A 26498-nucleotide genomic window follows, 5' to 3' on the forward strand; every position below is an offset into this window, starting at 1 on the left:
GAAGCGGCACCACGGCTCAGGCGACCCCACCGTCCCGGCCGGGCACGACACTGACGTCCGGTGCCTCCTTCTCACCACCCGTCACCTCGTGGCGGGTGGTTCCTCGTGTGCCCGCACCCGCATCGCGCCGCGAGGGCTCACAGCAGCGCGAACTGGCCGTCCGGCCCCTCCTCCCGGTGGTCCAGCACGGACGCCGGCCGGACCGCCGCGGCCGGCACCGGCAGCACCCCCGCGGCCCGCAGTTCCGCCGTCCCCAGCCGCGGACCCGCCACCACCTCCCGTGTCAACTCCGCTGCCTGCGGCGCGAGTTCGGCAAGCAGTGCCAGCACGGTGACCAGCTCCAGCAGCTCCGAGGTCCACTCCTGCGGCCAGGCGGTGGGCCGCAGCGCCGCCAGCGAACCGGGCTCGGCGGACTCCGCGCCGTCGGCCGGGGCCCCGGCGCGCTGCGCGAACCACTCCTCCACCACCCGTACGCCCCCGGCGTGGAACTCCCAGGCGCCCGCCGGCACCGGTGCGATCCGGCCGCTGCCGAGCAGCAGCGCCTCGTCGTCGGGGGCGTAGCCGAGGCCCTCCGGCAGTCCACGCGCCGGCAGGGCGGCCCGTACGTAGGGCCGTCGGCCGCCCGGCAACCGCGGTCGCCCGGCGGGCCGGTCCGCGCCGCCCTCCTCGTACGCGCCCCAGGTGCCCAGCCACAGCAGCCGGGTGCCGAGCGCCACCCCGCGGTCCCAGAGGGCCGGGTCGGCGGTGAGCGGTACCGCGGCGCCGTCGGGGGAGTGCGCGGCGGTGGCGGCGATCCAGGCGAGCAGGTCGGTCGGGCGGACCGGGCGGTCCAGGCGGTGGGCGAGGAGCTCCGCCAGGCCGGGGGCGAGATTGGGCTCGACACCGCCGGGGCGGCGGTAGAGCGGGTGGATCCGGCCGGGGCGCCCGGCGGGGGAGCGGCCGTCCGGGAGGAGCGCGGAGCAGACCACCGCGGGGCCGGAGGTCTGCGGGACGTGCCCCAACTCGACCAGGAACAGCTGGTGTTCGTCGGCCACCCGCCACAGCTCGGGGCGGGCCGCGTCGATCAGCCGGTGGTCGGGCAGCAGCCACTGCCGGTCGAACGGGCCGTGCAGGACCCGCACCGGTTCCGGGCACGGCCCGGCCGCCCGGACCAGCCGTGCGGTCGGGGTGGCCTGCCCGGGGAGCTGGCCGACCGCGGAGTGCAGGGTGCGGGACCGGGACGGGCGGAACAGCCGGGTGCGGGCGGCCGGGTCCACGGCGTCGGCGAGCGCCTGCCAACGGGCCCGCAGGGTGGCCGGATCCGGCCCCATGACCCAGGAGCGGCCGAGCCGCAGCGGGGCCACGGACCACGGCATCAGATCGGACAGCCGTGGCGCGTCCAGCCCTGGCGCGCCCTGCTTCGCCGTCACGCGGAGCCCCTCCCGGACCGTTGGTTGCCCCCGCATGGTAGCGGCGGGCGCGGCACCCGTTCACTGCGCCCGCCGCCGTCGGCCGGGCGCACGCGGTCTTCCGTCTGCCGATCTTGGCGGAGTACGGTCCTGGCCGTACGCCTGCCGAGGGAGGACCGCCATGACGGACGCCTCCCCCACGCCTGAACGGCGCGGGGAGATCCCCCTCCCGGCGCCCGGGAGGCGCGGGGGGACGCCCGCCGGGGCCCGGGTCGCCGCACGGCTGGACCGGCTGCCGCCGTCCCGGTGGCACCGCCGGATCACCCTCGTCGTCGGCATCGGCGCCTTCTTCGACCTCTACGAGATCTTCCTGGGCGGGGTGCTCGCCGCGGTCCTGGCCGAGCGGTGGGGACTGGGGCACACCGCGAAGTCCTGGGTGATCGCCGCCGGGTTCCTGGGCATGTTCGTCGGCGCCAATGTGCTGTCGGTACTCGCCGACCGGCTCGGCCGGCGCCGGATGTTCCTGGTCAATCTGGGCGGCTACGCGTTCTTCTCGCTGGCCGCGGCGGGTGCGCCGGACCTCGGCTGGCTGCTGGTGCTGCGCTTCCTGTCCGGACTCGGGCTCGGTGCCGAACTCGTCCTGGTCGATACCTATTTGGCGGAGTTCCTGCCGCGGGCGGTCCGCGGGCGCTACCTCGCCCACGCCTACACCCTCGGTTTCGTCGGCGTCCCGGTGGCGGCGCTGCTCGGCGCCCGCCTGGTGGCCGGACACCAGGTGCTGGGCGTGGACGGCTGGCGCTGGCTGCTGGTGGCCGGTGCGCTGGGGGCCGCGTTCATCCAGCTGATGCGCCGCCGACTGCCCGAATCCCCACGGTGGTTGAGCGTGCACGGGCGGCACGAGGAGGCCGAGCGGATCGTCGCCGGTATCGAGCGGCGGGTGGCGGCGGAGACCGGCGGCAGCCTGCCGTCCGTACCGGAGACCACGGATTCCCCGGAGCGGAGGCTGCCGTGGCGGGAGATGTTCCGCGGCGAGTACCGGCGCCGGACGCTCATGTGGTGGATCTTCCAGGTGCTGCAGACCGTCGGCTACTACGGTTTCGGCTCGCTGGCGCCCGTGGTGCTCACGGCCAAGGGGTACACCGTCACCGACTCGCTGCTGTACGCGGCGCTGAGCTACTGCGGCTATCCGATCGGCTCCGCGCTGTCCGTCCCGCTGATCGACCGGATCGAACGCCGGACGCTGATCGTCGCCTCCGCGCTCGGCATCGCCGCCTGCGGCCTGGCCTTCGGCTTCGCCACCGCCCCCTGGGCGATCGTCGCCTTCGGCTTTCTGCTGACGGTGTGCAGCAACGTCTTCTCCAACGCCTTCCACGTCTACCAGACCGAGATCTTCCCGACCGGCCTGCGCAGTACCGCGATCGGCATCGCCTACTCGCTGTCCCGGCTCACCTCGGTCGTGCTGCCGTTCGTCGCGCTGAGCGTGCTGAACGACCTCGGCGCGGTCGCCGTCTTCGGGGGCTCCGCGGTGCTGCTGGTGCTGCTCTGCCTGGATGTGGCGCTGCTGGGGCCGCGGAGCACGGGGCGGAGTCTGGAGCGGATCTGAGGCCGGAGGCGGGACCGGGGCGGGGTGGCTGTCTCCGGGCGGGCCGCGTGCCGCCGTTCAGTGCGCGTCGAGCGTCACCGTGAAGGAGAACCGGTCGCCCCGGTAGTGGATCCGGGCGACGTCGAGTACCCGCCCGGACTCGTCGTAGGTGATGCCGGTGTAGTGCAGGATCGGGCTGAGCAGCGGCACGTGCAGCAGGCGGGCGGTCTCGGGGTCGGCCAGCCGCGCCTCGACGGTGTCGGTGATCCGCCCGATGCGGATGCCCACCGCGTCCCGCAGCACCTTCGTCATCGGCCACCGCTCCAGGTCGGCGAGGTCGATCCGGGCGGCCACGTCGGGGCGTACGAAATTGCGCGCGTGGTTGGTCGGTTCGTCCGTCGCCTCGTCGCTGCGCAATCGCCGAAAACCGGCTACTTCCGCCATGTCCGGAAAATATTCGGACAGTTCGGCGGGAATCGGTACCGGGCCGTGCTCCAGCAGGACGGTGCGCATCCCGGACTGCTGGGCCACGATCGCGTCCACCGACCCGAGCAGCCGCACCGGCGCACCGAGCCGCGCGTGCGGCTCGATGAACGTGCCCCGGCGCCGGTGCCGGCTGATCAGGCCCTCCTCCTCCAGCTCCTTGAGGGCCTGACGCATCGTCAGCACGCTGACGCCGTAGTGCGTGGCGAGCTGGTCCTCCGTGGGCAGCCGGAGCGGCGCCTCGGGGGAGCGGCCCAGTATGGAGGCGCGCAGGGACTGCGAGACCTGGTACCACAGCGGCAACTTGCGGTTCAGGGCGAGTGAGTCGGGCGCGAAGGTGGTCACGATGCGGTCCCCGGTCTGCGGTGCTGGTCCCGTTGCTACGGGCGGAAGTGGCGCTGGAGACCCTGCCATACGTCGTCGTAGCCGCGCTGGAGGTGTCCGGCGTCCCGGGCCTGCTCGGTGAGGGTCAGCGGCCAGCGGGTCTCGAACATGAAGGCCAGCCCGTCGCTGATCTTCTGCGGGGCGAGTTCGGCGGCGCTGGCGCGGTCGAAGGTCTCCTGGTCCGGGCCGTGCGCCGACATCATGTTGTGCAGCGAGCCGCCGCCCGGGACGAAACCGCCCGGCCCGGCCGTCTTCGCGTCGTAGGCGCCCTCGATCAGGCCCATGTACTCGGTCATCACGTTGCGGTGGAAGTACGGCGGCCGGAAGGTGTCCTCGCCGACCAGCCAGCGCGGGGCGAACACCACGAAGTCGACCCCGGCCAGCCCCGGGGTGTCCGAGGGCGAGGTCAGCACGGTGAAGATCGACGGGTCCGGGTGGTCGTAGCTGATCGAGCCGATGACGTTGAAGCGGCGCAGGTCGTAGACGTACGGGACGTGGTTGCCGTGCCAGGCGACCACGTCCAGCGGCGAGTGGTCGTAGGTCGCGGTCCAGAGGTGGCCGCAGAACTTGTTGACCACCTCGACCGGCCCCTCGACGTCCTCGTAGGCGGCGGTCGGGGCGAGGAAGTCCCGGGCGTTGGCCAGGCCGTTGGCGCCGATCGGGCCGAGGTCGGGGAGGACGAAGGGCTGGCCGTAGTTCTCGCAGACGTAGCCGCGGGCGGTGGCGTCCAGCAGCTCGACCCGGAAGCGGACCCCGCGCGGGATCAGTGCGACGTGGCCCGGTTCGGCCCGCAGCAGGCCGAACTCGGTGCGCAGCAGCAGCCCGCCGCGCTCCGGCACGATCAGCAGCTCGCCGTCCGCGTTGCCGAACACCCGCCGTTCCATGGAGGCGTTGACGTGGTAGAGGTGCACCGCCATGCCGGCGCGCTGGGTGGCGTCGCCGTTGCCGCCCAGCGTCCACAGGCCGTCGACGAAGTCGGTGGGGTCGGTGGGCTCGGGGAGCGGGTTCCAGCGCAGCCGGTTGGGGTCGGGCAGGCACTCGGTGAACGGCGCGGAGCGGATCTCGCCGCGGTTGGCGCGGGCGAACGGCGGGTGCGCGGCCGACGGCCGGATGCGGTAGAGCCAGGACCGGCGGTTGTGGCGGCGCGGTTCGGTGAACGCGGAGCCGCTGAGCTGCTCCGCGTACAGCCCGAGGGGGGCCCGCTGGGGGGAGTTGCGGCCCACCGGCAGGGCGCCGGGGACCGCCTCCGAGCAGTGCTCGTTGCCGAAGCCGGAGGAGTAGGCGAGCCCCTCGGCCGTCTTCCTCGCCCGCTCGTTGTCCGTACCTGTCATCACATGCTCCCGCTGCTCACCGAACAAGACGTCCACGGAATCCAAGGCGCCACGGCCCCGAGAAGGGCCTCGGGGAATCCTATGCAAGACATTAGGATTGAGGGGGAGGTCCGTCAACGGAAACTCCCGGCCGCGGTGGCCGGATCACCCCGCTCGGCCATCCCCGGTCCTTACGGCGGGCAAGATGACCGTGTGCAGCCTTCGAAGCCCCCGCCCGCCTCGCCGTCCACTCCCGCCCCACAATCCACCCCGGCCCCCGTCGCCCCGTCCGCCCCTCCCGCGCCGGCCCTGCTCCGCCGTGCGCCCGTCCAGCGCCGCAGCGCCCAGCGGCTGGCCCGGATCCTCGACGCCTGCGCCGAGCTGCTGGACGAGACCGGGTACGAGGACCTGAGCACCCGCGCGGTGGCCGGCCGCGCCGGGGTCCCGATCGGCTCCGTCTACCGCTTCTTCCCCAACAAGCGCGCCATGGCCGAGGCGCTCGCCCGGCGCAACCTCGACGCCTACGCGGACCGGATCAGCAACCGGCTGGCCGCCCCGGACCAGCCGGCGGGCTGGCGCGCCGCGATGGACGTGGTGATCGACGAGTACCTGGCCATGAAGCGGAACCTGCCGGGCTTCGCCCTGGTGGAGTTCACCGTCCCGGCCCCGCGCGAATCCCGGCAGGCCAACTACGAGGTCGCCGACCGGCTGCTGCACCTGCTCGCCGAGCGGCTCGGCCTGGACGCCGCCGACGCCGGGCTGCGCACCGCCTTCCTGGTCGGCGTGGAGACCGCCGACGCGCTGCTCCAGCTCGCCTTCCGCACCGATCCGGTCGGCGATCCGGCGATCGTCACGGAGACCAAGGAGCTGCTGCGGGCCTACCTGGCGCGCTATCTGGACGGGGCGGCGGGCGGCGGCGCGGCGGGCGGGGTCGACGGTGCGGCCGGTTCCGGTGGCGGCGAGCCGTAACGGCGGCGGGCCCGGACCGGGCGGGCGCGCGGTGCCGCTGGCGGCCACGAAACTACCGGCGCTAGTTTGGATGGTGTCCCCCTAGGAAGTGCCCCAGGGCGCCGCCTAGGGTGCCGATCACCAGCAGCCGGCCCGGGAGGATCACGACGTGAAGCACCACGAGGCGATGTACATCGGCGGACGCTGGCGGCCCGCCGCGGGCAGCGACACGATCGAGGTCGTCAACCCGGCCGACGAGCAGATCATCGGCACCGTCCCGGCCGGTACCGCGCAGGACGTGGACGCCGCGGTGCGGGCCGCCCGGTCGGCCCTGCCCGGCTGGGCCGCCACCCCGCCCGCGGCCCGCGCCGAGCGGCTGGCCGCGCTGCGCGACCGACTCGCCGACCGCACCGAGGAGATCGCGCGGACCGTCACCGCCGAACTCGGCGCGCCGCTCGCCTTCAGCCGGTCCGTGCACGCCGGGCTGCCGGTCGCGGTCTGCGGCTCGTACGCCGAGCTCGCCCGCACGCACGCCTTCGAGGAGACCCTCGGCACCTCCACCGTGCTGCACGAACCGGTCGGCGTGGTGGGTGCGATCACCCCGTGGAACTACCCGCTCCACCAGGTCGTCGCCAAGGTGGCCCCGGCGCTGGCGGCCGGCTGCACGGTCGTCCTCAAGCCCGCCGAGGACACCCCGCTGGTGGCCCGGCTGTTCGCCGAGTGCGTCGAGGCGGCCGGGATACCCGGCGGGGTCGTCAACGTCGTCACGGGCCTCGGCCCGGTCGCGGGCCGGGCGCTGGTCGAGCACGACGGCGTCGACCTGGTCTCCTTCACCGGCTCGACCGCGGTGGGCCGGACCATCGGCGCGCTCGCCGGCGGCGCGGTCAAGCGGGTGGCCCTGGAACTGGGCGGCAAGTCCGCCAACGTCATCCTGCCCGGCGCCGACCTGGGCCGGGCGGTGGCGGTCGGCGTCGCCAACGTCATGGCCAACTCCGGCCAGACGTGCAGCGCCTGGACCCGGATGCTGGTGCACCGGGACCAGTACGACGAGGCCGTCGCGCTGGCCGCCGCCGCGGCCGCCAAGTACGTCCCCGGCGAGCGGATCGGCCCGCTGGTCAGCGCCCGCCAGCGGGACCGGGTGGTCGGCTACCTCGAACGCGGCGTCGCCGAGGGCGCGAAGCCCGTGGTGGGCGGCCCGCGGACGCCCGACGGGCCCGGCTTCTACGTCGCCCCCACCGTCTTCGCCGAGGTCACCCCCGAGATGACCATCGCTCAGGAGGAGATCTTCGGGCCGGTCCTCACGGTCCTGCGCTACGAGGACGAGGACGACGCGGTGCGGATCGCCAACGGCACCGTCTACGGTCTGGCCGGCGCGGTCTGGGCCGGCGACGACGCCACGGCGGCGGCCTTCGCGCGCCGCCTGGACACCGGTCAGGTCGACATCAACGGCGGCCGGTTCAACCCGCTCGCCCCGTTCGGCGGGTACAAGCAGTCCGGGGTCGGCCGGGAGCTGGGTCCGCACGGCCTGGCCGAGTACCTCCAGACCAAGTCCCTCCAGTTCTGAGCCCGCCCCCGCGCCCCCTCTGCTCCCCGCGCCCCACCGCCCAGCCCCGGCGGTCCTGCTGCCGCCCCGCCCCGCCCCGTCCCGAGGAGATCCCGTGGTCCGCGCCGCCGTCCTGCCCGCCGTCAACGCCCCGCTGAAGATCGCCGAGATCGAGCTGCCGGAGCCCGGCCCCGGCCAGGTCCGGATCAAGCTCGCCGCCGCCGGCGTCTGCCACTCCGACCTGTCGCTGTCCAACGGGACGCTGCGCCAGCCGGCCCCCGCCGTGCTCGGGCACGAGGGTGCGGGCACCGTCACCGCGGTGGGCCCGGACGTGACCGGCGTGGCGGTCGGCGACGAGGTGGTCCTCAACTGGGCGCCGTCCTGCGGCGGCTGCCACTTCTGCGGGCTGGCCGAGCCGTGGCTGTGCGCCGACGCCGGCCGGGCCGCCGGCGCCCCGTACGCCACCCTCGGCTCCGACGGCAGCGCGCTCTACCCGGGCCTGGGCACCGCCGCGTTCGCCGAGGAGACCGTGGTGCCGGCGCACGCCGCGCTGCCGCTGCCGGCCGGGGTGCCGCTGACCGACGCGGCCCTGCTCGGCTGCGCGGTGCTCACCGGGTGGGGCGCCGTCCACCACAGCGCCCGGGTCCGGGCGGGGGAGTCGGTACTGGTCGTCGGCGTCGGCGGGGTGGGGCTGGCGACCCTCCAGGCGGCCCGGATCGCCGGGGCCGGACCGATCGTGGCGGTGGACGTCTCGCCGGCGAAGGAGGAGCTGGCCCGCGCGGCCGGTGCCACCGACTTCCTGGTCGCCGACGGCCCGGCGTTCTTCGAGAAGGAGGGCGCCAAGCGGGTGCGGGCGCTGACCGGCGGCGTCGGCGCCGATGTCGCCGTGGAGTGCGTGGGCCGCGCGGAGACCATCCGGGCGGCCTGGTCGGCCACCCGCCGCGGCGGCCGGACGACGGTGGTGGGCATCGGCGGCAAGGACCAGCAGGTCGTCTTCTCCGCCCTGGAGTTGTTCTACTTCGGCCGGACGCTCTCCGGCTGCGTCTACGGCAACAGCGATCCGGCCCGCGACCTCCCGGTGATCGCCGAGCATGTCCGCTCCGGCGCGCTCGACCTCTCCGCGCTGGTCACCGACCGGATCGGACTGGACGGGATCCCGACCGCGTTCGAGGCGATGCTCGCCGGGAAGGGCGGCCGGGCGCTGGTGGTGTTCTGAGGTCTTCCGCGGCGGCCGGCCCCGCGCCGGCCGCCGCGGTCCGTCAGCCGGCGGCCGGGCGCAGTCGCGGGAAGGCCGGCGCGGCCACCAGGAACACCAGCGACACCAGCACGAACGGCCAGGTGAAGGCGTGCCCGCCGGACGGCGCGAAGAGCGCGCCGAGCGCCGGGCTCAGCACGGTGGAGGTGACCGCGCCGACCAGGGCGTACCCCACGCTCCAGGCGTTTGTGATCAGGAAGACCCCGCCCAGGGCCATGGCGACCAGCACCGCGTCGTAGCCCATCAGGCCCTGGCGCACCTGGTCGGCGGGGGCGCCGAGCGCCCAGGACGTCAGGATGCCGACGGCGCTGCCGGCGCAGGCCAGGGCGCCCAGCCGGCGGTCGGCGACGAAGATGCCGATCAGGAAGATCAGGCCGACGTACCACTGCGGCATCAGGAAGATCTCACCGATGTTGGTGAAGAAGGCGTGCCAGAGGTCGGTGAGGGTCAGCGCGGTGGGCCCGGACGCGGTCCTGGGCAGCGCGGCGATGCCGCCCTCCAGGTGCCACACGTGCCGGAAGCCGGGCGCGGCGACGGTCAGCGCGCTGGCGGCCAGGCAGAACGGCAGGGTGAACGTGGGCAGGCCCCAGGTGCCCAGCACCCGCGCGGTGGCCGCGGTGACGACCGTGACCGCCGCGCTGGCGGCGACCGCGACCAGCAGGGTGGAGAGGTGGTCGGCGTCGAGGAAGACCGCGCAGGCGACCCCGACCAGGCAGGAGTTGAAGCCTTCGAGTCCGGCCGTGACCCGGTCGCGGTCCACGCCCAGCAGGCGCGCCGTGCCGGTGCCGACGGCCGCGCCTATCAGCCCGTAGAGGCCGTACTCCCAGCCCGCGACGAACAGCGCGAGCGAGAACACCGCTCCGGCCAGCGCGCTGGGCAGGAAGTCGACCTGCGCCTGCCCGCGCAGCACCTCCGTGGCGAACCGGCCCCAGCGGGTCGCCGACAGGTCGTAACCCTTGACTGTCGGACCCTCGTTGGCCGTACTCGACTGGCGCATTTCCGCCTCCCGCAGGACGCACATCGTCCCTGCCGGCCAGGGACTGATGCACTTTACATCCGTGTCCTGAAATCGCCCTCGGGAGGTGTCAGTTCCGGATGATGCAGCGTCAGTCCGTCGACCAGCGCCCGCAATCCTGCCTCGAACGCGCCCTCGTCCACGCGGCGCTGGTGCTCGGCCAGGAGGTGCGCCTGCCCGAGGTGCGGGTAGTCGGCCGGGTCGTAGGCGCCGGGGTCGTCCACGAAGCCGCGGGCGAACGAGCCGAGCGCGGAGCCCGCGACGAAGTAGCGCACCATCGCGCAGACCTTGGTGGCCAGGGCGGGCGGCCAGCCGGCCTCGACCATGCCGCCGAACGCCGCGTCGGCCATCCTCAGCCCGGCCGGCCGGCGGCCCGGCCCCTGGGCGAGGAACGGCACGATGTGCGGATGGGCGGCCAGCGCCGCGCGGTAGGAGTGGGCCCAGTCGAGCAGGCCGGCCCGCCAGTCGGCGCCGCTCGCCAGCGTCGAGACGTCGACCTGGGCGACGACCGTGTCGGCCACCGCGTCGAGGATCTCGTCCTTGGTCGTGAAGTGGTTGTAGAGGGAGGGACCGCTCACGCCCAGTTCCGCGGCCAGTCGCCTGGTGGAGAGCGCCGCGAGCCCCTCCGCGTCGATCAGCGCCAGTGCGGTGGTGACGATGCGCTCGCGGCTCAGCAGGGGCTTGCGGGGTCGGGCCATGCCGCACATAGTAGGGGCTGCCCATCAAAAACTAGCAGTGCTAATTAACTGTCTCCGCACTCCCGTTCCCGCCGAGAAGGGGCCCGAGATGAACCTGGAGCTCACGCCCGAGCAGACCGCCGTCCGCCGGCTCGCCGCGGACTTCACGGACCGCGAGATCGCCCCGCACGCCACCGCCTGGGACCGCGCCGAACAGGTCGACCCGGGCATCGTCCGCGCGCTCGGCGACCTCGGCTTCCTGGGCCTGACCATCCCCGAGGAGTACGGCGGCTCCGGCGGCGACCACCTCTCGTACGCGCTGGTCACCGAGGAGTTGGGGCGCGGCGACTCCGCGGTCCGCGGCATCGTCTCGGTCTCGCTCGGACTGGTCGCCAAGACACTCGCCGCATGGGGCGACGAGGAGCAGAAGCGGGCGTGGCTGCCCCGGCTCACGTCCGGCGAGGCGCTCGGCTGCTTCGGCCTGACCGAGCCCGGCACCGGTTCCGACGCGGCGTCGCTGACCACCCGCGCGGTCCGGGACGGCGCGGGCGGCGACTGGGTCGTCGACGGCGGCAAGATGTTCATCACCAACGGCACCTGGGCGGACCTGGTCCTGCTCTTCGCCCGGACCGGCGGCGCCCCCGGCCACAAGGGGATCAGCGCCTTCCTGATACCGGCCGACACCCCGGGCCTGACCCGCCGTCCGATCCACGGCAAGCTCGGGCTGCGCGGCCAGGCCACCGCCGAACTCGTCCTGGAGGGCGTGCGGGTGCCCGCCGGCGCCCTGCTGGGCCCCGAGGGTAAGGGCTTCTCGGTCGCCATGTCCGCGCTGGCCAAGGGGCGGATGTCGGTCGCCGCCGGCTGCGTCGGCATCGGCCAGGCCGCGCTGGACGCCGCGCTCGGATACGCCGGGCAGCGCGAGCAGTTCGGCGCCCCGATCGCCGGGCGCCAGCTCGTCCAGGAGCTGATCAGCGACATCGCCGTGGACGTGGACGCGGCGCGGCTGCTGACCTGGCGGGTGGCCGACCTGATCGACCGCGGCGAGCCGTTCGCCACCGCGGCGTCCAAGGCCAAGCTCTTCGCCTCCGAGGCCGCGGTGCGCGCCGCGAGCAACGCGCTCCAGGTCTTCGGCGGTTACGGTTACATCGACGAGTACCCGGTCGGGAAGCTGCTGCGCGACGCCCGGGTGATGACCCTCTACGAGGGCACCAGTCAGATCCAGAAGCTCCTCATCGGCCGCGCGCTGACCGGCGTCTCCGCCTTCTGAACCGCCCGGCCGCCGCCCGTCGGCGCGCCCGGTCCGTCCCCCGGACGGGACCTAAGCGCTTGCTCAGTGCCGCGGTATGGTGTTCGATCCGACAGGGAAAGACCCCTGGTGGATCGAGGAGCGGGGAGCGCGATGGGTGCGGCCGAGCGGGCGGCGGAGGAGAGCGACGAGTGGTCCGGAGTGGCCCCGGACGCCGCGCGACGGCTGGTCAGCGCGGCCGTCCAGGCGTTCGCCGAGCGCGGCTACCACGCCACCACGACCCGTGACATCGCCGGCCGCGCCGGGATGAGCCCGGCCGCGCTCTACATCCACTACAAGACCAAGGAAGAGCTGCTCTACCGCATCAGCGGCATCGGCCACGAGAAGGCGCTGCAGATCATGAGTGCAGCCGCCGAGGCCCGGGGCAGCGCCACCGACCGGCTCCGCGACGCGGTGCGCGCCTTCGCCCGCTGGCACGCCGAGCACCACACCACCGCCCGGGTCATCCAGTACGAGCTCCAGGCGCTCAGCGCGGACCACTACGCCGAGATCGCCGGACTGCGCCGCCGCACCGACCGGCTGCTCCGGCAGATCATCGAGGACGGCGCGGAGAGCGGGGAGTTCCGGGTGGCGGACATCCCCGGCACCACCCTGGCCGTGCTGTCGCTCTGCGTGGACGTCGCCCGCTGGTTCTCCGCCGAGGGGCCGCGGACGCCCGACGAGGTCGGCGCCCTCTACGCCGACCTCGTCCTGCGGATGGTGGGCGGGGCCTCCTGACGGCCCCCGCTCCGCCTACAGGTGGAACCGGCTGACCGACTCCGCCACGCACACCGGCTTCTCGCCGCCCTCCCGCTCGACCGTCACCACCGTGGTGAGCTGCACCCCGCCGGTCACCTCGGTCACCTCCGCGATCCGGGCCCGGGCCCGCAGTCGCGAGCCGACCGGGACGGTGGCCGGGAACCGCACCTTGTTGGTGCCGTAGTTGATGCCCATCTTCACGTTGTCCACCCGCAGCAGCTGCGGGACCAGGACCGGCAGCAGCGACAGCGTCAGATAGCCGTGCGCGATGGTGGTGCCGAACGGTCCGGTCGCGGCCTTCTCCTCGTCGACGTGGATCCACTGGTGGTCGCCGGTGGCCTCCGCGAACAGGTCGATCCGCTTCTGGTCGACCTCCAGCCAGTCGCTGGGACCCAGCTCCTCGCCGACCGCCGCCCGCAGCTCCTCGACCGACCCGAACACCCGGGGCTCTGCCATCCTCGTCCGCCTCCTCAGCCGTGTTACTAAGCGCTTGCTCAGCATGCGAGGGCGGGCGCCCGCTGTCAACGCCCCGGCCGCAGACCGCACCGGGGAACCACCGGACAGGCCGTAGTGTTGACGGCGTGCCCCAGCTTCCGTTCAAGGTCCATGAGCTCTCCGTCGGCCAGCTCTCCGCACGCAGCGGCGCGGCCGTCTCCGCACTGCACTTCTACGAGTCCAAGGGTCTGATCAGCAGCACCCGCACCGCCGGCAACCAGCGCCGCTACACCCGGGAGACGCTGCGCCGGGTCGCCTTCGTACGGGCCGCGCAGCGGGTCGGGATCCCGCTCGCGGTGATCCGGGACGCCCTGGCGGAGCTGCCGGACGAGCGCACCCCCAACCGCGCGGACTGGGCCCGGCTCTCCGAGGTCTGGCGCACCGAACTCGACGAGCGGATCAGCCAACTCGTCGAACTGCGCGACCGGCTGACGGACTGCATCGGCTGCGGCTGCCTCTCCATGGAGAAGTGCGCGCTGTCCAACCCCTACGACAACCTCGGCGAACAGGGGCCCGGCGCCCGCCGCCTCCGGGTGGACCGCCGCGTCGCGGACCCGGCACCGGCCCGCGCTCCGAAGGACGCCGCCGTTGATGCCTCCGCCGCCGATGCCGCTCGCACGGCCGGCACCTGCGCCCCGGACGCGTGGACCTGCACGCCCGCGGAGCGCGAGGACTAGGAGCGCGAGGACCAGAGGCCGTCCCGTTCCCCGTTCGGGCGACGACGTACTCGACACCTGCCCGCGGCCCGGCGAGCGCTGCGCCGGGGCCCGGCCGGTCAGGCGGCCGGCGACGCGGCGTCGCCCATGACAGCCGTGGGCGGGACCGTCATGGGCAGGCTCCTCCCGGGCGGCGACAGTCGGCCGCCCCGACGGGAGGGCCTCCGGGGCGGGTCCGCGCGGTGGGCCCGGCCCGCCCGTTCGGTCACCAGACGGGCGGCTTGCGGTGGGCCCAGGGGCGGGCCGCCTCCAGCTGAGCGGAGAGCGCGATCAAGGTGGCCTCGTCGCCGTAGCGGCCCGCGAGCATCACGCCGATCGGCAGCCCCTCGGCGTTCCAGTGCAGCGGGACGCTGACCGCGGGCTGGCCGGTGACGTTGTAGAAGGCGCTGAACGGCGTGAAGCGGCCGACGGCGGCGAACTCGGCCTGCGGATCGGCGTCGTTGCGCAGCGCGCCGACCAGGGGCGGCGGCGCGGCCACGGTGGGGGAGAGGAGCACGTCGTAGCCGGTGCCGGGCGGCATCAGGCCGTCGGCGAGGTTCTGGGCGAACGCCCGGAACGCCTGTAGGGAGCCGGCGAACGCGGTGCCGGAGACCTCCCGGCCGCGGGCCCGCAGATAGCGGGTGAGCGGCATCAGCAGCTCCTCGCCGTCCGGTGGGACGGGGCGGTTGGCGGCCATCACCGACCAGACCCGGGTGAACGCGAGCAGGATCCGGTCGTCGGACGGGAAGGACAACTCCTCGGTCCGATGCCCGAGTCGGTCGAGCAGCGCGGTGGTCTCCGCGACCGCGGCGCGGCAGTCGGGATGCACGTCGACGTCCGGGAGCGGCGACTGGGCGAGCACCCCGATCCGCAGCCGGCCCGGGTCCCGGCGGACCTGGCCGGCGAAGGTCTCGCCGGGCGGCAGGGCCGGCGCGGCGAACGGGTCGCCGGGCAGGGTGCCCGCCATCACGTCGAGCAGTACGGCCGCGTCGGCGACCGTACGGGCCAGCGGACCGGAGGTGCTCAGGCCCGTCACGTCGTGCAGCAGCGGGCCGGCGCTGATCCGGCCGCGGCTGGGCTTGATACCGAACAGCCCGCACGCCGACGCCGGGATGCGGATCGACCCGCCGCCGTCGCTGCCGTGCGCGACCGGCGCCAGCCCGCCGGCGACCGCCGCGGCCGCGCCGCCGCTGGAGCCGCCCGCCGAGCGCGTGGTGTCCCAGGGGGTGCGGGAGGGCGGGGCGAGGGCGTTCTCGGTGTAGCAGGGCAGCCCGAATTCGGGGGTGTTGGTCTTCCCCGGCATGATCGTGCCGGCCCGGCGCAGTGCGGTGACGACGTGGTCGTCGCCGTCCGGGACGTGGTCGGCCAGCGCGGCCGAGCCCATCGTGCAGCGCACCCCGGCGACGCGGTTGAGGTCCTTCACCGGCACCGGGACGCCGTGCAGCGGCGGGAGCGCCCGGCCCTCGCGACGGGCCGCGACGACCTCGCTCTCGGCCTCCGCGGCCTGCTTGCGGGCCAGCTCCGGGGTGCGGGTGAGGAAGGCGCCCAGCGTGTCGTCCAGCCGGTCGATCCGCGCGAGGTAGTGCTCGGTGAGCTCGACCGGGGACAGCTCCCCCGACCGGATCTCCGCGGCCTGTTCCAGCGCGGTGAGATCGTGCAGCTCGCCCATGGACGTCCACCCTCTCGTCGGGGCCCGTGCGACCCGGGTGCCGCACGCGCGGGACGGGCCGGCACCGGGCACGTGCCCGCCGGTGATCAGCCCGTGAACAGTTGTTTCAGTTCGCAGGTCGACTCGTAAAGGCCGTACCAGGCCGATTGCCTGCGGCGGCGGGTCCGATGCCGGTCCGCTGCGCGGGGCTGTCGGGTGCCGGTGCCGGGCCTGCGGGGGTGGTGTGCAGGACTGCTGCGCTTTACGTCCTGCACACCACCCCCTCCGGCCCGTCCCCTCCCGTATGGGGGGTGGGAAAGATGGCTGGGTGGGGGCAGGGTGAGTGGGCTGGTGGCCGGTCACCACTCGGCGTTCGGGCGGCAGAGGCCCACTGAGGTGTGCCCCCGCTCACCGTTCATCCACCCACACACGGGAGGGGACGGGGCTGTGGGGTGGGGGTAGACCGGACGTAAAGCGCAGCAGTCCGGTCTACCCCCACCCCACAGCCCCGGCACCGCGGCCGACCAGCCCCGCGCAGCGGCCCCGCCCGCCGCAGGCGCAACGGGGGGAAAGCCAAAAACGACGGGTGGCCCCGCGCAGCGGACCGGCAGCGGCCCCGCCCGCCGCAGGCGCAACGGGGGAAAGCCAAAAACGACGGGTGGCCCCGCGCAGCGGACCGGCAGCGGCCCCGCCCGCCGCAGGCGCAACGGGGGGAAAGCCAAAAACGACGGGTGGCCCCGCGCAGCGGACCGGCAGCGGCCCCGCCCGCCGCAGGCGCAACGGGGGGAAGCCAAAAACGTACGGGTGGGCCCCACGCAGCGGACCGGCAGCGGACCGGCAGCGGATTGGCTCAGGCCCCGCGGACGCCGCCCGTCAGCTCCGCCGCGCAGGCGACCAGACGGGCGTTGTCGGCGGCGGGCGCGCCGTCCGGCAGGGTGAGGGTGTCCTCGATGCCTATCCGGCTGGCCAGGCCCAACTCCCCGGCCAGCCGCAGCACCGGCCAGGCGCCGCCGTCGTAGCCGTGCAGCAGCACCGGGCGGCCGTGGGGTACGCGGGCCAGGTCGGCGAGGAGGGCGCGGGCCGTGGTGGGCGCGGTGGCCGGGTCGGTGTCGTCGATGACCTCGGCCAGCACCCGCAGCACTCGCGGCGCCAGGGGTGAGGCGGCGAAGCGGGCGGCCGCCGGCGTCCCGGCCCATATCCCCGCCTCGACGCCTACGCCGCGCGCCAGCAGCGCCTCGGCGACCGTATCGGCGCCGGACTCGTGCCAGTTGACCGAGGCGTGGTCGGGGAGCACCGTCCAGGACGCGATCCGCTCCGCCCGGCGCCCGGGGTCCGGCTCGGCCCAGGCGCCGGTCGTCACGCCCACCGGCACGTCCACCGCTTCCCGTATCGCTTCGAGGACCGGGCCGACCACGCGCGGGGAGAGGGAATCCTCACCGCACGGGGTCTTGGGGTGGACGTGGATGTCCTGGGCGCCGGCCGCGACCGCCCGCCGCGCCGCGTCCGCGAGCGCGGCCGGCGTGAGCGGTACGACACCCGAATCGGCTGCCGTGCGGGCGCCGTTGAGACACACCTGAAGCATCTGAAGCATGTGTTCGATGATGGCAGGAGGGTCTGACAATCGTCGGTGAACGGCGTGAACGGTGCGGTGCGCAGCGGGGGTCAGGCCGCCGCGAAGGCTTCCGCGCCGTGCAGTCCGGCCGCGGTGTGCAGTGCCTCCGGGGCCAGCACGGACGCCGGGGCGAGGACCCCGCAGTCCCGGCAGGCCGGTCCGGCCGCCGGGCAGTCGTCCGGTCCGGGGACCCACACGAAGCGGGTGCCGCCGCAGACCGGGCAGTCGCGGCGCGGGCGTCCCGCCTCCATCGCCGCGATCATGCGGCCCAGCACCTCGGAGAGGCGGGCCGCCGGGTGCCGCTGCGGGGACGCGCAGGGCACGATGTCGTAGCCGCCCCAGGTGCGGCGGTGCCACTCGTCGAGGGCGCCGGGCTGGCGGATGCCGTCGTGCTTCTCACGGCGGCGCCGCGCGGCGAACTCCTCCTCGTAGGCGAGCCAGAGGGCGCGCGCCTCTTCCAGCTCGGCGAGCGCGGCCATCAGCCGCGCCGGATCCGGGTCACGGTCCTGAATGGCGAACCCGGCCCGGGTGCACAGGTGGTGCCAGGTCGCGCGGTGCCCGTAAGGGGCGAAGCGCTCCAAGCACTTGCGCAGGGCGGTACGCCGCCGAGCGGTGACGAGTCGCGGGTTGCGGACCTGTTCTGCGAGGGCTCTGAAACCGGCCATGGTGCTTCCACCTCCGAGGAGGATCCCGACTGGACAGGGAATGGACGTAACCGGCCGCCACCTGGATCCATCGAATTCTTTTGCGGTTTTGGGTGGCGATGTGCCGGGGTGTCCGGCCGTAACGCCTGCCCGCTGTGGGGAATTCGAAAAGGTGACTGTTGTTCACCTTCCGGTAACGAGTAACCGACGGTAACGTCCGGCGCGCCATCTCCCGCGCCCTCGAAGGGCAGGGGGACCCCTTTCGAGGAGCAGGAATGCAGCGACGTACCGGAAGGCTCAGGGCCGCCGCAGCGGCAGCCCTGTTCGCCTTGGGTGCCACGTTCTTGGCACCGCCCCCCACCGCGGCCGCGGCCGCACCGCACGACGCCGACGACTACTGCCAGGGCCAGTGCGTGGACATCCTGCCGCCGGGCGCGACGGGCAACGCCACCCTGATGCAGATCCTCGGCAACAAACTCTTCGGCACCCACCCGCCGCACACCACCGACCAGATCGCGCCCTACAACGCGCTGGCCGGCGGCTACCGTTCGCTCACCGACGACACCCTCACCGACTTCTTCAACGACGCCTCCTTCGGCGTCCCGAAGGACCAGGTCGGCTCGGTGAGCGCACCGCGTCCGGACGTCACCATCACCCGCGACAAGAAGACCGGCGTCCCGCACATCAAGGGCACCACCCGCTACGGCACCGAGTACGGCGCCGGCTACGCGGCGGGCCAGGACCGGCTGTGGCTGATGGACCTCTTCCGGCACATCGGACGCGGCGAGCTGACCTCGTTCGCCGGCGGCGCGCCCGCCAACCAGGGCCTGGAGCAGCAGTTCTGGCCCTCGGCCCCGTACACCGAGGCCGACCTCCAAGCGCAGGTCGACGCCATCCGCAACGACAACGGCGAGCGCGGCAAGCAGGCCATGGAGGACGCCCAGGCGTACGTGGACGGCATCAACGCCTACCGCGAACAGTCCAAGAAGGGCCGCTACTTCCCCGGCGAGTACGTCGTCACCGGCCATGTCGACGCGATCACCAACGCCGGTGAGATCCAGCCGTTCAAGCTCACCGACCTGATAGCCCTGGCCTCCGTCGTCGGCGGCCTCTTCGGCAACGGCGGCGGCGGAGAGGTCCCGTCGGCCCTCGCCCTGCTCTCCGCCCAGCAGAAGTACGGCGTGGAGAAGGGCACCAAGGTCTGGGAGTCCTTCCGCGAGCGCAACGACCCCGAGGCGGCCAAGACCCTGCACGACGGCCAGAGCTTCCCCTACGCCGTCAAGCCCGCCAAGGCCAAGGGCACCGCACTGCCCGACCGCGGCTCGGTCACCCCCGAACCGCTGGTCTTCGACCGCACCGGCGCCGCCGCCTCCAAGAGCGCCACCCCGCCCCGGGACCCGGTCAAGGCCCCTGAGAAGTACCGGAAGCTGGAGGGCCTCTTCAAGGACGGGGTGCTGCCCAAGGGGAGCTTCGACCCGACCCAGCACCGCGGGATGTCCAACGCCCTGCTGGTCTCCGGCAAGCACACCGCCAGCGGCCACCCGGTCGCCGTCTTCGGCCCGCAGACCGGCTACTTCGCGCCCCAGCTGCTGATGCTCCAGGAGATCCAGGGTCCCGGCATCAGCGCCCGCGGCGCCTCGTTCGCCGGCGTCGGGATGTACGTCCAGCTCGGCCGCGGCCAGGACTACGCCTGGAGCGCCACCTCCGCCGGCCAGGACATCACCGACACCTACGCCGTCGACCTGTGCAACGCGGACGGCTCGAAGCCCACCAAGGACTCCACCTCCTACCGCTACCACGGCCGGTGCCTCCCGATGGAGAAGCTGGAGCGCACCAACTCCTGGAAGCCCACCGTCGCCGACCCCACCGCGGCCGGCTCGTACCGGATGCAGGTCTTCCGCACCAAGTACGGCGTCGTCACCCACCGCGCCACCGTCGGCGGCAAGCCCGTCGCCTACGCGGCGCTGCGCTCCACCTACCGCCACGAGGCCGACTCCATCATCGGCTTCCAGATGCTCAACGACCCGTCGTACGTCCACGACGCCAAGAGCTTCCAGAGGGCCGCCGAGCACATCGGCTACGCCTTCAACTGGTTCTACGCCGACTCCCGCGACATCGCGTACTACAACAGCGGCCTCAACCCGGTCCGCAACCCCGACGTCGACCCGGCGCTGCCCGTCAAGGCCGACCCGGCCTACGAGTGGAAGGGCTTCGACCCCGCCACCAACACCACCGACTACACCCCGCCCGCCCAGCACCCGCAGTCGATCGACCAGGACTACTACGTCTCCTGGAACAACAAGCAGGCCAAGGACTACGACTCGGCCGGCTTCGGCAACGGCTCGGTGCACCGCGCCAACCTGCTCGACGACCGGGTGCGCGCGCTGACCAAGGACGGCGGGGTCACCCGGGCGTCCCTGACCCGGGCGATGGCCGACGCCGCTCTCACCGACCTGCGCGGCGAGGACGTCCTGCCCGACCTGCTGCGGGTCCTGGACGGCAAGCCGGTCGCCGACCCCGCCCTGCGGACCGCGATCCAGCGGCTGGACGCCTGGCGCAAGGACGGCGCCCAGCGCCGCGAGACGTCCCCCGGCTCGCACACCTACGCCCACTCCGACGCGGTCCGGCTGATGGACGCCTGGTGGCCGCTGATGGTCAAGGACGTCTTCCGGCCCGGCCTCGGCACCGACCTCTACGACGCGCTCGGCGCCAACCTCGCCATCGACGAGTCGCCGTCGGCCGGACACGGCCCCACCGGGGCGCACGCCGGATCGGCCTTCCAGTACGGCTGGTGGAGCTACGTCGACAAGGACCTGCGCGCGGTGCTCGGCGACAAGGTCCAGGGCCCGCTCGCCGACCGTTACTGCGGCAACGGCGACCTCTCCGCCTGCCAGGACACCCTGTTGGCCACCCTCCGGCAGGCCAACGCCCTGACCGCCGCCCAGGTTTACCCGGGCGACGACAACTGCAAGGCCGGCGACCAGTGGTGCGCGGACGCGATCGTCCACCGCGCGGTGGGCGGTCTGACCCACGACAAGATGAGCTGGCAGAACCGCCCCACCTACCAGCAGGTGGTGGAATTCCCCGCCCATAGGTAACGGCGGGAACGGCGGGAACGGCAGGAACGGCGGGGCCCCGGGGTGCGCACACCCCGGGGCCCTGTTGTATTTCCCTTCCGTTTTCCGCCGTTACCCGGAAACCGCCCCGGCCGGCTGCGGTACCGCGGCGTTCCGCTTGCCGTTCCCCAACTGCGCGGCATAGCGGCCGTTGGGCGGCAGCCACGCGAGCACCGCCGCCGCCACCGCGGTCGCGAGCGCGACCAGCGTCGTCGCGGTGACCGACGCCGGTTCGAAGTCGAACCAGACGAGGGCGTGCACCGGCACCGCCGCCACCGCCGAAACGGTGGTCATCACCCGGGACCACACGGCCGCCCGCCCCGCGTACAGGCCGAAGACCAGCAGGCAGAGCCCCAGGGCCGAGGCCAGCACACCCCGGGCGACCAGGGTGCCGAAGCGGTCGCCGACCACGGCCTCCCAGACCGGTCCGGACAGCGCCTTGAGCTCGGCCATCGTGGTCCCGGCGGGCAGTCCGACCGACTGCGGGCTCTCCTGGACCGCCTGCTCGATGTTCCGTTCCGCCAACTGCCGGCCCCCGGCGAAAACGACGAGGGCGCCGGCGAAAGCGGCCAGTGCGGACACAATCGAGCAGGCCACGGCGGCGTTGAGGGTACCGGGCCGCCGGAGGTCGGCCTGGGAATGGCTCACGAACGTAACTCCCCTTGCGTAGAACGTGGTTGTGCCCTCTGGGATTGACTAGACCATTCCACGGGTACCGCAAACGCATCCAGCATTTTCCGGAAGAAATCCACAGATAATCCCCGGTGATCTCCGGATGGGTTTTCCGGGGCGGCTATGCTGCTCATTCCTGAATTTGGGGGAAGGGAAAGCGAGTAGGGGCGCATGACCGTGTCAGGTCCGCAGCAGAACCCGAGTCCGCAGCAGTACCCGACGGAGCTGCTCGACACCACGATGGACCAGCTGCGCACGCTGATCACGGTGTACGAGTCGGGCACCGCGCTGGCGGCGGCCCGCCGGCTGGGCCGTGAGCAGTCCAGTGTGCAGAAGCAGCTCGACACCATGAACCGCACCTTCGCGGCGCTGTGCGGCGAGGAGTTGGTCCTCAAGCAGGGGCGCGGACGCGACGCGCTGTTCACCGCCACCGGCGAGTCCCTGGTCGAACTCGCCCGGCGCACCCTCGGCGAGTGGTCCGACGGCGTCCACGACGCCCGCCGCCGGCTCGGCCGCACGCTCTCCGTCGGCACCACCCGCTACACCCTCGGATTCCTCCTGGACGCCGTGGAGTACGTCAGCGGGGACTTCGACCGCGAGGGCGTCGACCTGAAGATCACCCACGTCCGCACCGGCGACCTGTTCACCAAACTCCGCTCCCAGGAACTGGACCTGGTCTGCGGCAGCGTCGTGGTCACCCAGGGCGAGGAGGCCGCCCAACTCGCCCCGTACGAGGTGATGGAGTGGCGGCGCAGCGGACTGTCGCTGCTGACGAACCTGCCGCCGGAGCGGCTGCCCGGCGCCTCGTTCCGCGCCGGCGACCTGCCGCGGCTGCCACTGGTGGTCTCCACCGGCGGGCTGATCGACCGCTTCCTGACCGCCTGGTACGGCAGCGACTACCGCCAGAAGCTGACCGTCGCCGCCGAGATAGAGGCCGCGCACTACGGCTTCGAGCTGCTCCGCTCGGGCGTGGTCAGCGGCGCGATGCTGGTCACCCGGGGCCTGGGGGAGGCGGCGTCGGACGGCCACCTCCCGGAGGCCGAGGGCCTGCGCACCCTGGAGGTCACCGGGGACGTCGGTCCCCGGACCGAGGTCCTGGTCGGCGTCTTCACCCGGCGCGGCGAACGGGCCTCCTACGGGCCGGAGCACCCGCTCAACCGCCTCTGGGAGGTGCTCTCCTGGGAGAGCGAGCGGTGGTGGCTCCGGCCCTGAACGTCCCTACGGGGCGGTTCAGTCCAGGAGTTCGCGCTCCCGGGTCTCCGGCAGCGCCAGCACGCAGGCCAGCGACACCAGCGCCATCGCGCTCACGTACCAGCCCACCGACGCCGACCCGAACGCCGCCTGGAGCCGGGTGGCGACCAGCGGCGCGACCGCCCCGCCCAGCACCCCGCCCAGGTTGTAGGCGAGCGAGGCGCCCGAGTAGCGCACCGTGGTCCCGAACAGCTCCGGCAGGTACGCGCCCATCGGGCCGTAGACCACGCCCATGCAGAACAGTGCGCCGCCGATGCCCAGGGCGATCAGCGCCGGCTGCCGGGTGTCCAGCAGCGGGAAGAGGGCCAGTCCCCACACCGCCGCGAGCCCGGCGCCGCCCAGGACCAGCTTCCGGCGCCCGATGCCGTCGGAACGGGTGGCGGCCAGCCAGGTGCCCGCCGCCAGGAACAGGCAGGCGACCAGCGAGAGGCCGAGCATGGTGGTGCGGGAGATGCCCAGGGTGCCGGTGGCGTAGGACAGGCAGTAGGTCGTGGCGGTGTAGAAGAGCCCGTACGCGATGACCATCCCGCCGGCGCCCAGCAGCAACTCCCGCGGATGCCGCCGGAAGACGTCCACGGCCGGCACCTTGCTGGCCTCCTGGGCGTCCCGCACCTTTGCGAAGACCGGCGTCTCGCTGATCTTCAGCCGGACGAACAGTCCCACCCCGACCAGCAGGAACGACAGCAGGAACGGCACCCGCCAGCCCCACGACCGGAAGGCCGCGTCGCTCATCCCCTCCGACAGCAGCCAGAAGGCCCCGGTCGCCGCGAAGAACCCCACCGACGGCCCGAGTTGCGGGAACGCGGCGTACAACCCCCGCCGCCCGCGCGGCGCGTGCTCGACGGCCAGCAGCGCCGCCCCGCCCCACTCGCCGCCCAACCCGATCCCCTGGAGGAACCGCAGCAGGATCAGCAGCAGCGGCGCCCAGATCCCCAACGTCCCGTAACCGGGCAGCAATCCGACGAACGCGGTGGACAGCCCCATCAGCAACAGCGACGCGACCAGCACGGACTTCCGTCCGACCCGGTCGCCGAAGTGCCCGAACACCACCGAACCCAGCGGCCGGGCGGCGAACGCCACCGCGTAGGTGGAGAACGACGCGAGGGTCGCGTTGACCGGGTCGAGCGTCGGGAAGAACGCCTGGTTGAGCACCAGGGCGGCCGCGGTCCCGTAGATGTAGAAGTCGTAGAACTCGATGGCGGTCCCGATGAACGAGGCCACGGCCACCCGCCGCAGACTCTCCCCGTCGGCCGCCCCCGCGTCCGAGGCCGCCGCCGTCTCCGCTGATGCTGATCTCGCGTCACTGTGCACGAGCCGCACTCTGTTGGTCGGTGTAGGGGGCAGTCAATGATTGGTGTGGGGCGTCCCGGATGGTGAGACGGGGGCGGCTCCCGGCGAGCCGTCGGCCGGCCCGTCCGGCAAGCTCGCACCGGTCGGGGCGGAGGTGCCGGCCGGGCAGTACCAGGTCGCCCTCAACCCCGACGCCGACGTCCCCAAGGGCAGGGACACCGTCTACCGGCACATCGAGATGAGACGCTCGTTCAACGGCACATGATGAACTCGCATCTATCACGACAAGACCGGAGACCTGGGTCGACTGCCATGCGCCACAGAAGACTCCCCGCCCTGGGGCTTGCGCTATTCGCCTTTCTCGCGACTTCGTGTTCGGTGGCATACGAACCACTGCCATCTGCGCCGCACTTCAAGATAAAGGAACTTGCCGGAGAGTGGCACGGCCCTGAAGGGGCCCGTCTGACCCTGAGCGAGACAGGGGCGCTCGCCGCAGTGAAGCTTCGGGGCCAGGAAACGGACTTCGACGACCACTGGAGCCTCTCGGGCAAGGGGAGTTGGCAGGTCCTGGACTCCTACAAGGGTGGCCGCTCTGTCGCCGAAGGCCAAATGGTGCAACTAACGGTCAAGGGCGGGGAGTCGCGTACTGCGGCAGTCGGGCAAGCCGAGTTGGACGGCTCCCATTCCGCCTCCCAAGGGCGCAAAAGCAGCCCGACTGCCTACACCTGGGCGATGAGCGTCAAGAAAGTAGGGAGCGCCTTGCGCCTCTACTACGTGGTAGGTGATCCCGACGCGCGATGGCTGTGCGAATTCACCCGCACTTGATTCCGCTGCTACAGGTCTTTGGCGGTGACGAGTTCGTTCGTCCGGCAGCCGGGCTGCCCGTCCGCCCGTCCGCCCGTCCGCCCGTCCGCCCTTCGGTTCGTGGGCCCGTACCGCCACCCCTACCGATACTGCAGATACCGCCCCCGCAGCGCCCGAAAGCCCCTCAGCCCCTCCTCCCAGGCCCCGACGATCTCCTCCACCCCCGCCCCCGCGTCGATCATCTTGCGGACCGTGTCCGTGCCCGCCAGGTGGTCGAAGTGGGAGGCGAGCCAGGCAAAGCCGGGCCAGAGGCGGCGGGCGGTGACCAGGAGGGCGATGCCGGTGCGTACCGGGTCGAAGGCGGTGCGGTCGTGGACGTGGAGTTGGAGGCCGCCGATGGTCTTGCCCTGGAACTTGGAGAAGGTGGGGGCGAAGTACGCCTCGCGGAAGTGGACGCCGGGCAGGCCCAGTTCGGTGGCGGCCGCGGCCCAGCGGCGGTCGAGGCCGTCCGCGCCGAGGAGTTCGAAGGGGCGGGTGGTGCCGCGGCCCTCGGAGAGGTTGGTGCCCTCGAAGAGGCAGGTGCCGGCGTAGACCAGGGCGGTGTCGGCGGTCGGCATGTTGGGGCTGGGCGGCACCCAGGGCAGTCCGGTCGCGTCGAAGAAGTCGGTGCGGTGCCAGCCGGTCATCGTGACGGTTTCCAGCGCCACCGGCCGCCCGGCCGCCGCTGGGACGAACTCGCCGTTGAAGAGCCGGGCCAGTTCCACCACCGTCATGCCGTGTGCCTGGGCGATCGGCTCCCGGCCGACGAAGGACGCGTAGCGGCGGTCGAGGACGGGGCCGGTCGCGGTCCGGCCGGTCACCGGGTTGGGGCGGTCCAGGACGACGAACCGCTTGCCCGCCACGGCGGCCGCGACCATGCAGTCGTAGAGCGTCCAGATGTAGGTGTAGAAGCGGGCGCCGACGTCCTGGATGTCGAAGACGACGGTGTCCACGCCGGAGGCGGTGAAGATGTCGGCGAGTTCGCGGCCGCTCTTGTCGTAGGTGTCGTAGACGGGGAGGCCGGTGGCCGGGTCGTCGTAGCGGCCCTCGGAGCCGCCGGCCTGGGCGGTGCCGCGGAAGCCGTGCTCGGGGCCGAAGACGGCGGTGAGGCGGACGCGGCGGTCGGCGTGCATCACGTCCACGATGTGCCGGACGTCGTGGGTGACGCCGGTGGGGTTGGTGACGATGCCGACTCGGTGGCCGTCCAGGAGACGGTAGCCGTCGGCGGCCAGGCGGTCGAAGCCGGTGCGCACCCGCCGTCCGCCGCCGTGCGGCGCGGCCTGGGCGGGGCCCGGGTTCGCGGTGACCGCCGCCGCGGCGGCCCCGGTCGCCGCCAGATGCCCCAGCAGAACACGTCTCGACAGAGCCATGCGCACACCTCCGTGAGCGGTGGTCGACCCGATGTGTGTCGTGGGCACGCTAATGCTCCGCGGGGCGGTGGGGAACGTGCCCGGCCGTGGCGCCGGGATATGGCATCGGATATCGCGTCGGACATGACGCCGGACGTGACGCCGGACGCGGCCCCGGGCGTGGCCCCGGACGTGGCGGAAAACGGAGACTTCCATCAGGACATACCGACTGGTTAGTCTGCCCCTGCCGGTAC

At 73.2% G+C, this 26498-nt stretch carries 23 protein-coding genes; 11 read left to right on the forward strand and 12 right to left on the reverse strand.

Annotation, left to right across the window (positions count from 1 at the left end):
- Window positions 1-137: 137 nt before the first annotated feature.
- Window positions 138-1409, reverse strand: a complete 1272-nt coding sequence (locus tag CG747_RS33260) for a type ISP restriction/modification enzyme (RefSeq protein WP_100605590.1) — start codon at window positions 1407-1409, stop codon at window positions 138-140.
- A 160-nt stretch (window positions 1410-1569) separates the two neighbouring features.
- On the opposite strand from CG747_RS33260, the gene CG747_RS33265 reads away from it, so the two are divergent.
- The gene (locus CG747_RS33265) at window positions 1570-2991 is read left to right on the forward strand and encodes an MFS transporter (RefSeq protein WP_100605591.1); all 1422 of its coding nucleotides are present in this window, start codon (window positions 1570-1572) and stop codon (window positions 2989-2991) included.
- Window positions 2992-3048: 57 nt separating this feature from the next.
- On the opposite strand, the gene CG747_RS33270 is transcribed toward CG747_RS33265, so the two are convergent.
- Window positions 3049-3798 carry a GntR family transcriptional regulator gene (locus CG747_RS33270; protein WP_100605592.1) on the reverse strand — a complete coding sequence of 250 codons (750 nt, stop codon included), beginning with the start codon at window positions 3796-3798 and terminating at the stop codon, window positions 3049-3051.
- Window positions 3799-3833: 35 nt separating this feature from the next.
- On the reverse strand, window positions 3834-5168 hold the full coding sequence (hmgA, locus tag CG747_RS33275) for a homogentisate 1,2-dioxygenase (protein WP_100605694.1): 1335 nt from the start codon (window positions 5166-5168) through the stop codon (window positions 3834-3836).
- Window positions 5169-5456: 288 nt separating this feature from the next.
- Between hmgA and CG747_RS33280 the strand changes: the two genes are divergently transcribed.
- From CG747_RS33280 to CG747_RS33290, 3 genes are all read left to right on the forward strand, one after another.
- Window positions 5457-6116 carry a TetR/AcrR family transcriptional regulator gene (locus tag CG747_RS33280; protein WP_100605695.1) on the forward strand — a complete coding sequence of 220 codons (660 nt, stop codon included), beginning with the start codon at window positions 5457-5459 and terminating at the stop codon, window positions 6114-6116.
- Between the two features lie 148 nt (window positions 6117-6264).
- A complete protein-coding gene (locus CG747_RS33285) occupies window positions 6265-7659 on the forward strand; it encodes an aldehyde dehydrogenase family protein (protein ID WP_100605593.1) in 1395 nt (464 codons plus the stop codon).
- A 94-nt stretch (window positions 7660-7753) separates the two neighbouring features.
- Entirely contained in the window at window positions 7754-8854 is a 1101-nt protein-coding gene (locus tag CG747_RS33290) for a Zn-dependent alcohol dehydrogenase (RefSeq protein ID WP_100605594.1), read from the forward strand.
- 43 nt (window positions 8855-8897) lie between these two features.
- Here the strand turns inward: CG747_RS33290 and CG747_RS33295 are convergent, their stop codons facing one another.
- The gene (locus CG747_RS33295; RefSeq protein WP_257980914.1) at window positions 8898-9890 is read right to left on the reverse strand and encodes an urea transporter; all 993 of its coding nucleotides are present in this window, start codon (window positions 9888-9890) and stop codon (window positions 8898-8900) included.
- Window positions 9891-9943: 53 nt separating this feature from the next.
- A complete protein-coding gene (locus CG747_RS33300) occupies window positions 9944-10606 on the reverse strand; it encodes a TetR/AcrR family transcriptional regulator (protein WP_100605697.1) in 663 nt (220 codons plus the stop codon).
- An 88-nt stretch (window positions 10607-10694) separates the two neighbouring features.
- Between CG747_RS33300 and CG747_RS33305 the strand changes: the two genes are divergently transcribed.
- Both CG747_RS33305 and CG747_RS33310 read left to right on the forward strand, forming a co-directional pair.
- Complete coding sequence (locus CG747_RS33305) at window positions 10695-11852, forward strand: acyl-CoA dehydrogenase family protein (RefSeq protein WP_100605595.1); 1158 nt, start codon at window positions 10695-10697, stop codon at window positions 11850-11852.
- Window positions 11853-11984: 132 nt separating this feature from the next.
- Entirely contained in the window at window positions 11985-12608 is a 624-nt protein-coding gene (locus tag CG747_RS33310; protein ID WP_100605596.1) for a TetR/AcrR family transcriptional regulator, read from the forward strand.
- A 15-nt stretch (window positions 12609-12623) separates the two neighbouring features.
- On the opposite strand, the gene CG747_RS33315 is transcribed toward CG747_RS33310, so the two are convergent.
- Window positions 12624-13085 carry a MaoC family dehydratase gene (locus CG747_RS33315; protein WP_100605597.1) on the reverse strand — a complete coding sequence of 154 codons (462 nt, stop codon included), beginning with the start codon at window positions 13083-13085 and terminating at the stop codon, window positions 12624-12626.
- Window positions 13086-13210: 125 nt separating this feature from the next.
- Between CG747_RS33315 and soxR the strand changes: the two genes are divergently transcribed.
- The gene (gene soxR / locus CG747_RS33320; protein ID WP_100605598.1) at window positions 13211-13801 is read left to right on the forward strand and encodes a redox-sensitive transcriptional activator SoxR; all 591 of its coding nucleotides are present in this window, start codon (window positions 13211-13213) and stop codon (window positions 13799-13801) included.
- Between the two features lie 244 nt (window positions 13802-14045).
- On the opposite strand, the gene CG747_RS33325 is transcribed toward soxR, so the two are convergent.
- The 3 genes from CG747_RS33325 to CG747_RS33335 form a co-directional block, all read right to left on the reverse strand.
- Entirely contained in the window at window positions 14046-15488 is a 1443-nt protein-coding gene (locus CG747_RS33325; protein ID WP_100605599.1) for an amidase, read from the reverse strand.
- An 829-nt stretch (window positions 15489-16317) separates the two neighbouring features.
- On the reverse strand, window positions 16318-17049 hold the full coding sequence (locus CG747_RS33330) for a 3-keto-5-aminohexanoate cleavage protein (RefSeq protein WP_100605600.1): 732 nt from the start codon (window positions 17047-17049) through the stop codon (window positions 16318-16320).
- An 80-nt stretch (window positions 17050-17129) separates the two neighbouring features.
- Entirely contained in the window at window positions 17130-17744 is a 615-nt protein-coding gene (locus CG747_RS33335) for a hypothetical protein (protein WP_100605601.1), read from the reverse strand.
- Window positions 17745-17998: 254 nt separating this feature from the next.
- On the opposite strand from CG747_RS33335, the gene CG747_RS33340 reads away from it, so the two are divergent.
- Window positions 17999-20821 (forward strand): penicillin acylase family protein, encoded by a 2823-nt coding sequence (locus CG747_RS33340; RefSeq protein WP_100605602.1) that lies wholly within the window; start codon window positions 17999-18001, stop codon window positions 20819-20821.
- 90 nt (window positions 20822-20911) lie between these two features.
- Here the strand turns inward: CG747_RS33340 and CG747_RS33345 are convergent, their stop codons facing one another.
- Window positions 20912-21487, reverse strand: coding sequence for a hypothetical protein (locus tag CG747_RS33345; protein ID WP_100605603.1), 576 nt, complete (start codon window positions 21485-21487; stop codon window positions 20912-20914).
- 195 nt (window positions 21488-21682) lie between these two features.
- On the opposite strand from CG747_RS33345, the gene CG747_RS33350 reads away from it, so the two are divergent.
- Window positions 21683-22723 carry a LysR family transcriptional regulator gene (locus CG747_RS33350; protein WP_100605604.1) on the forward strand — a complete coding sequence of 347 codons (1041 nt, stop codon included), beginning with the start codon at window positions 21683-21685 and terminating at the stop codon, window positions 22721-22723.
- A gap of 18 nt (window positions 22724-22741) precedes the next feature.
- On the opposite strand, the gene CG747_RS33355 is transcribed toward CG747_RS33350, so the two are convergent.
- Window positions 22742-24073, reverse strand: coding sequence for an MFS transporter (locus CG747_RS33355; protein WP_374701853.1), 1332 nt, complete (start codon window positions 24071-24073; stop codon window positions 22742-22744).
- A 43-nt stretch (window positions 24074-24116) separates the two neighbouring features.
- Between CG747_RS33355 and CG747_RS33360 the strand changes: the two genes are divergently transcribed.
- Both CG747_RS33360 and CG747_RS33365 read left to right on the forward strand, forming a co-directional pair.
- Window positions 24117-24317, forward strand: coding sequence for a hypothetical protein (locus CG747_RS33360; protein WP_100605605.1), 201 nt, complete (start codon window positions 24117-24119; stop codon window positions 24315-24317).
- A gap of 113 nt (window positions 24318-24430) precedes the next feature.
- Window positions 24431-24877 carry a hypothetical protein gene (locus CG747_RS33365; protein WP_146022195.1) on the forward strand — a complete coding sequence of 149 codons (447 nt, stop codon included), beginning with the start codon at window positions 24431-24433 and terminating at the stop codon, window positions 24875-24877.
- Window positions 24878-24996: 119 nt separating this feature from the next.
- On the opposite strand, the gene CG747_RS33370 is transcribed toward CG747_RS33365, so the two are convergent.
- Window positions 24997-26265: an exo-beta-N-acetylmuramidase NamZ domain-containing protein gene (locus tag CG747_RS33370; protein WP_100605607.1), complete on the reverse strand. Its 1269-nt coding sequence runs from the start codon at window positions 26263-26265 to the stop codon at window positions 24997-24999.
- Window positions 26266-26498: the final 233 nt, after the last annotated feature.

The sequence above is a fragment of the Streptomyces sp. CB02959 genome (assembly GCF_002803155.1).
Lineage (GTDB): Bacteria > Actinomycetota > Actinomycetes > Streptomycetales > Streptomycetaceae > Streptomyces.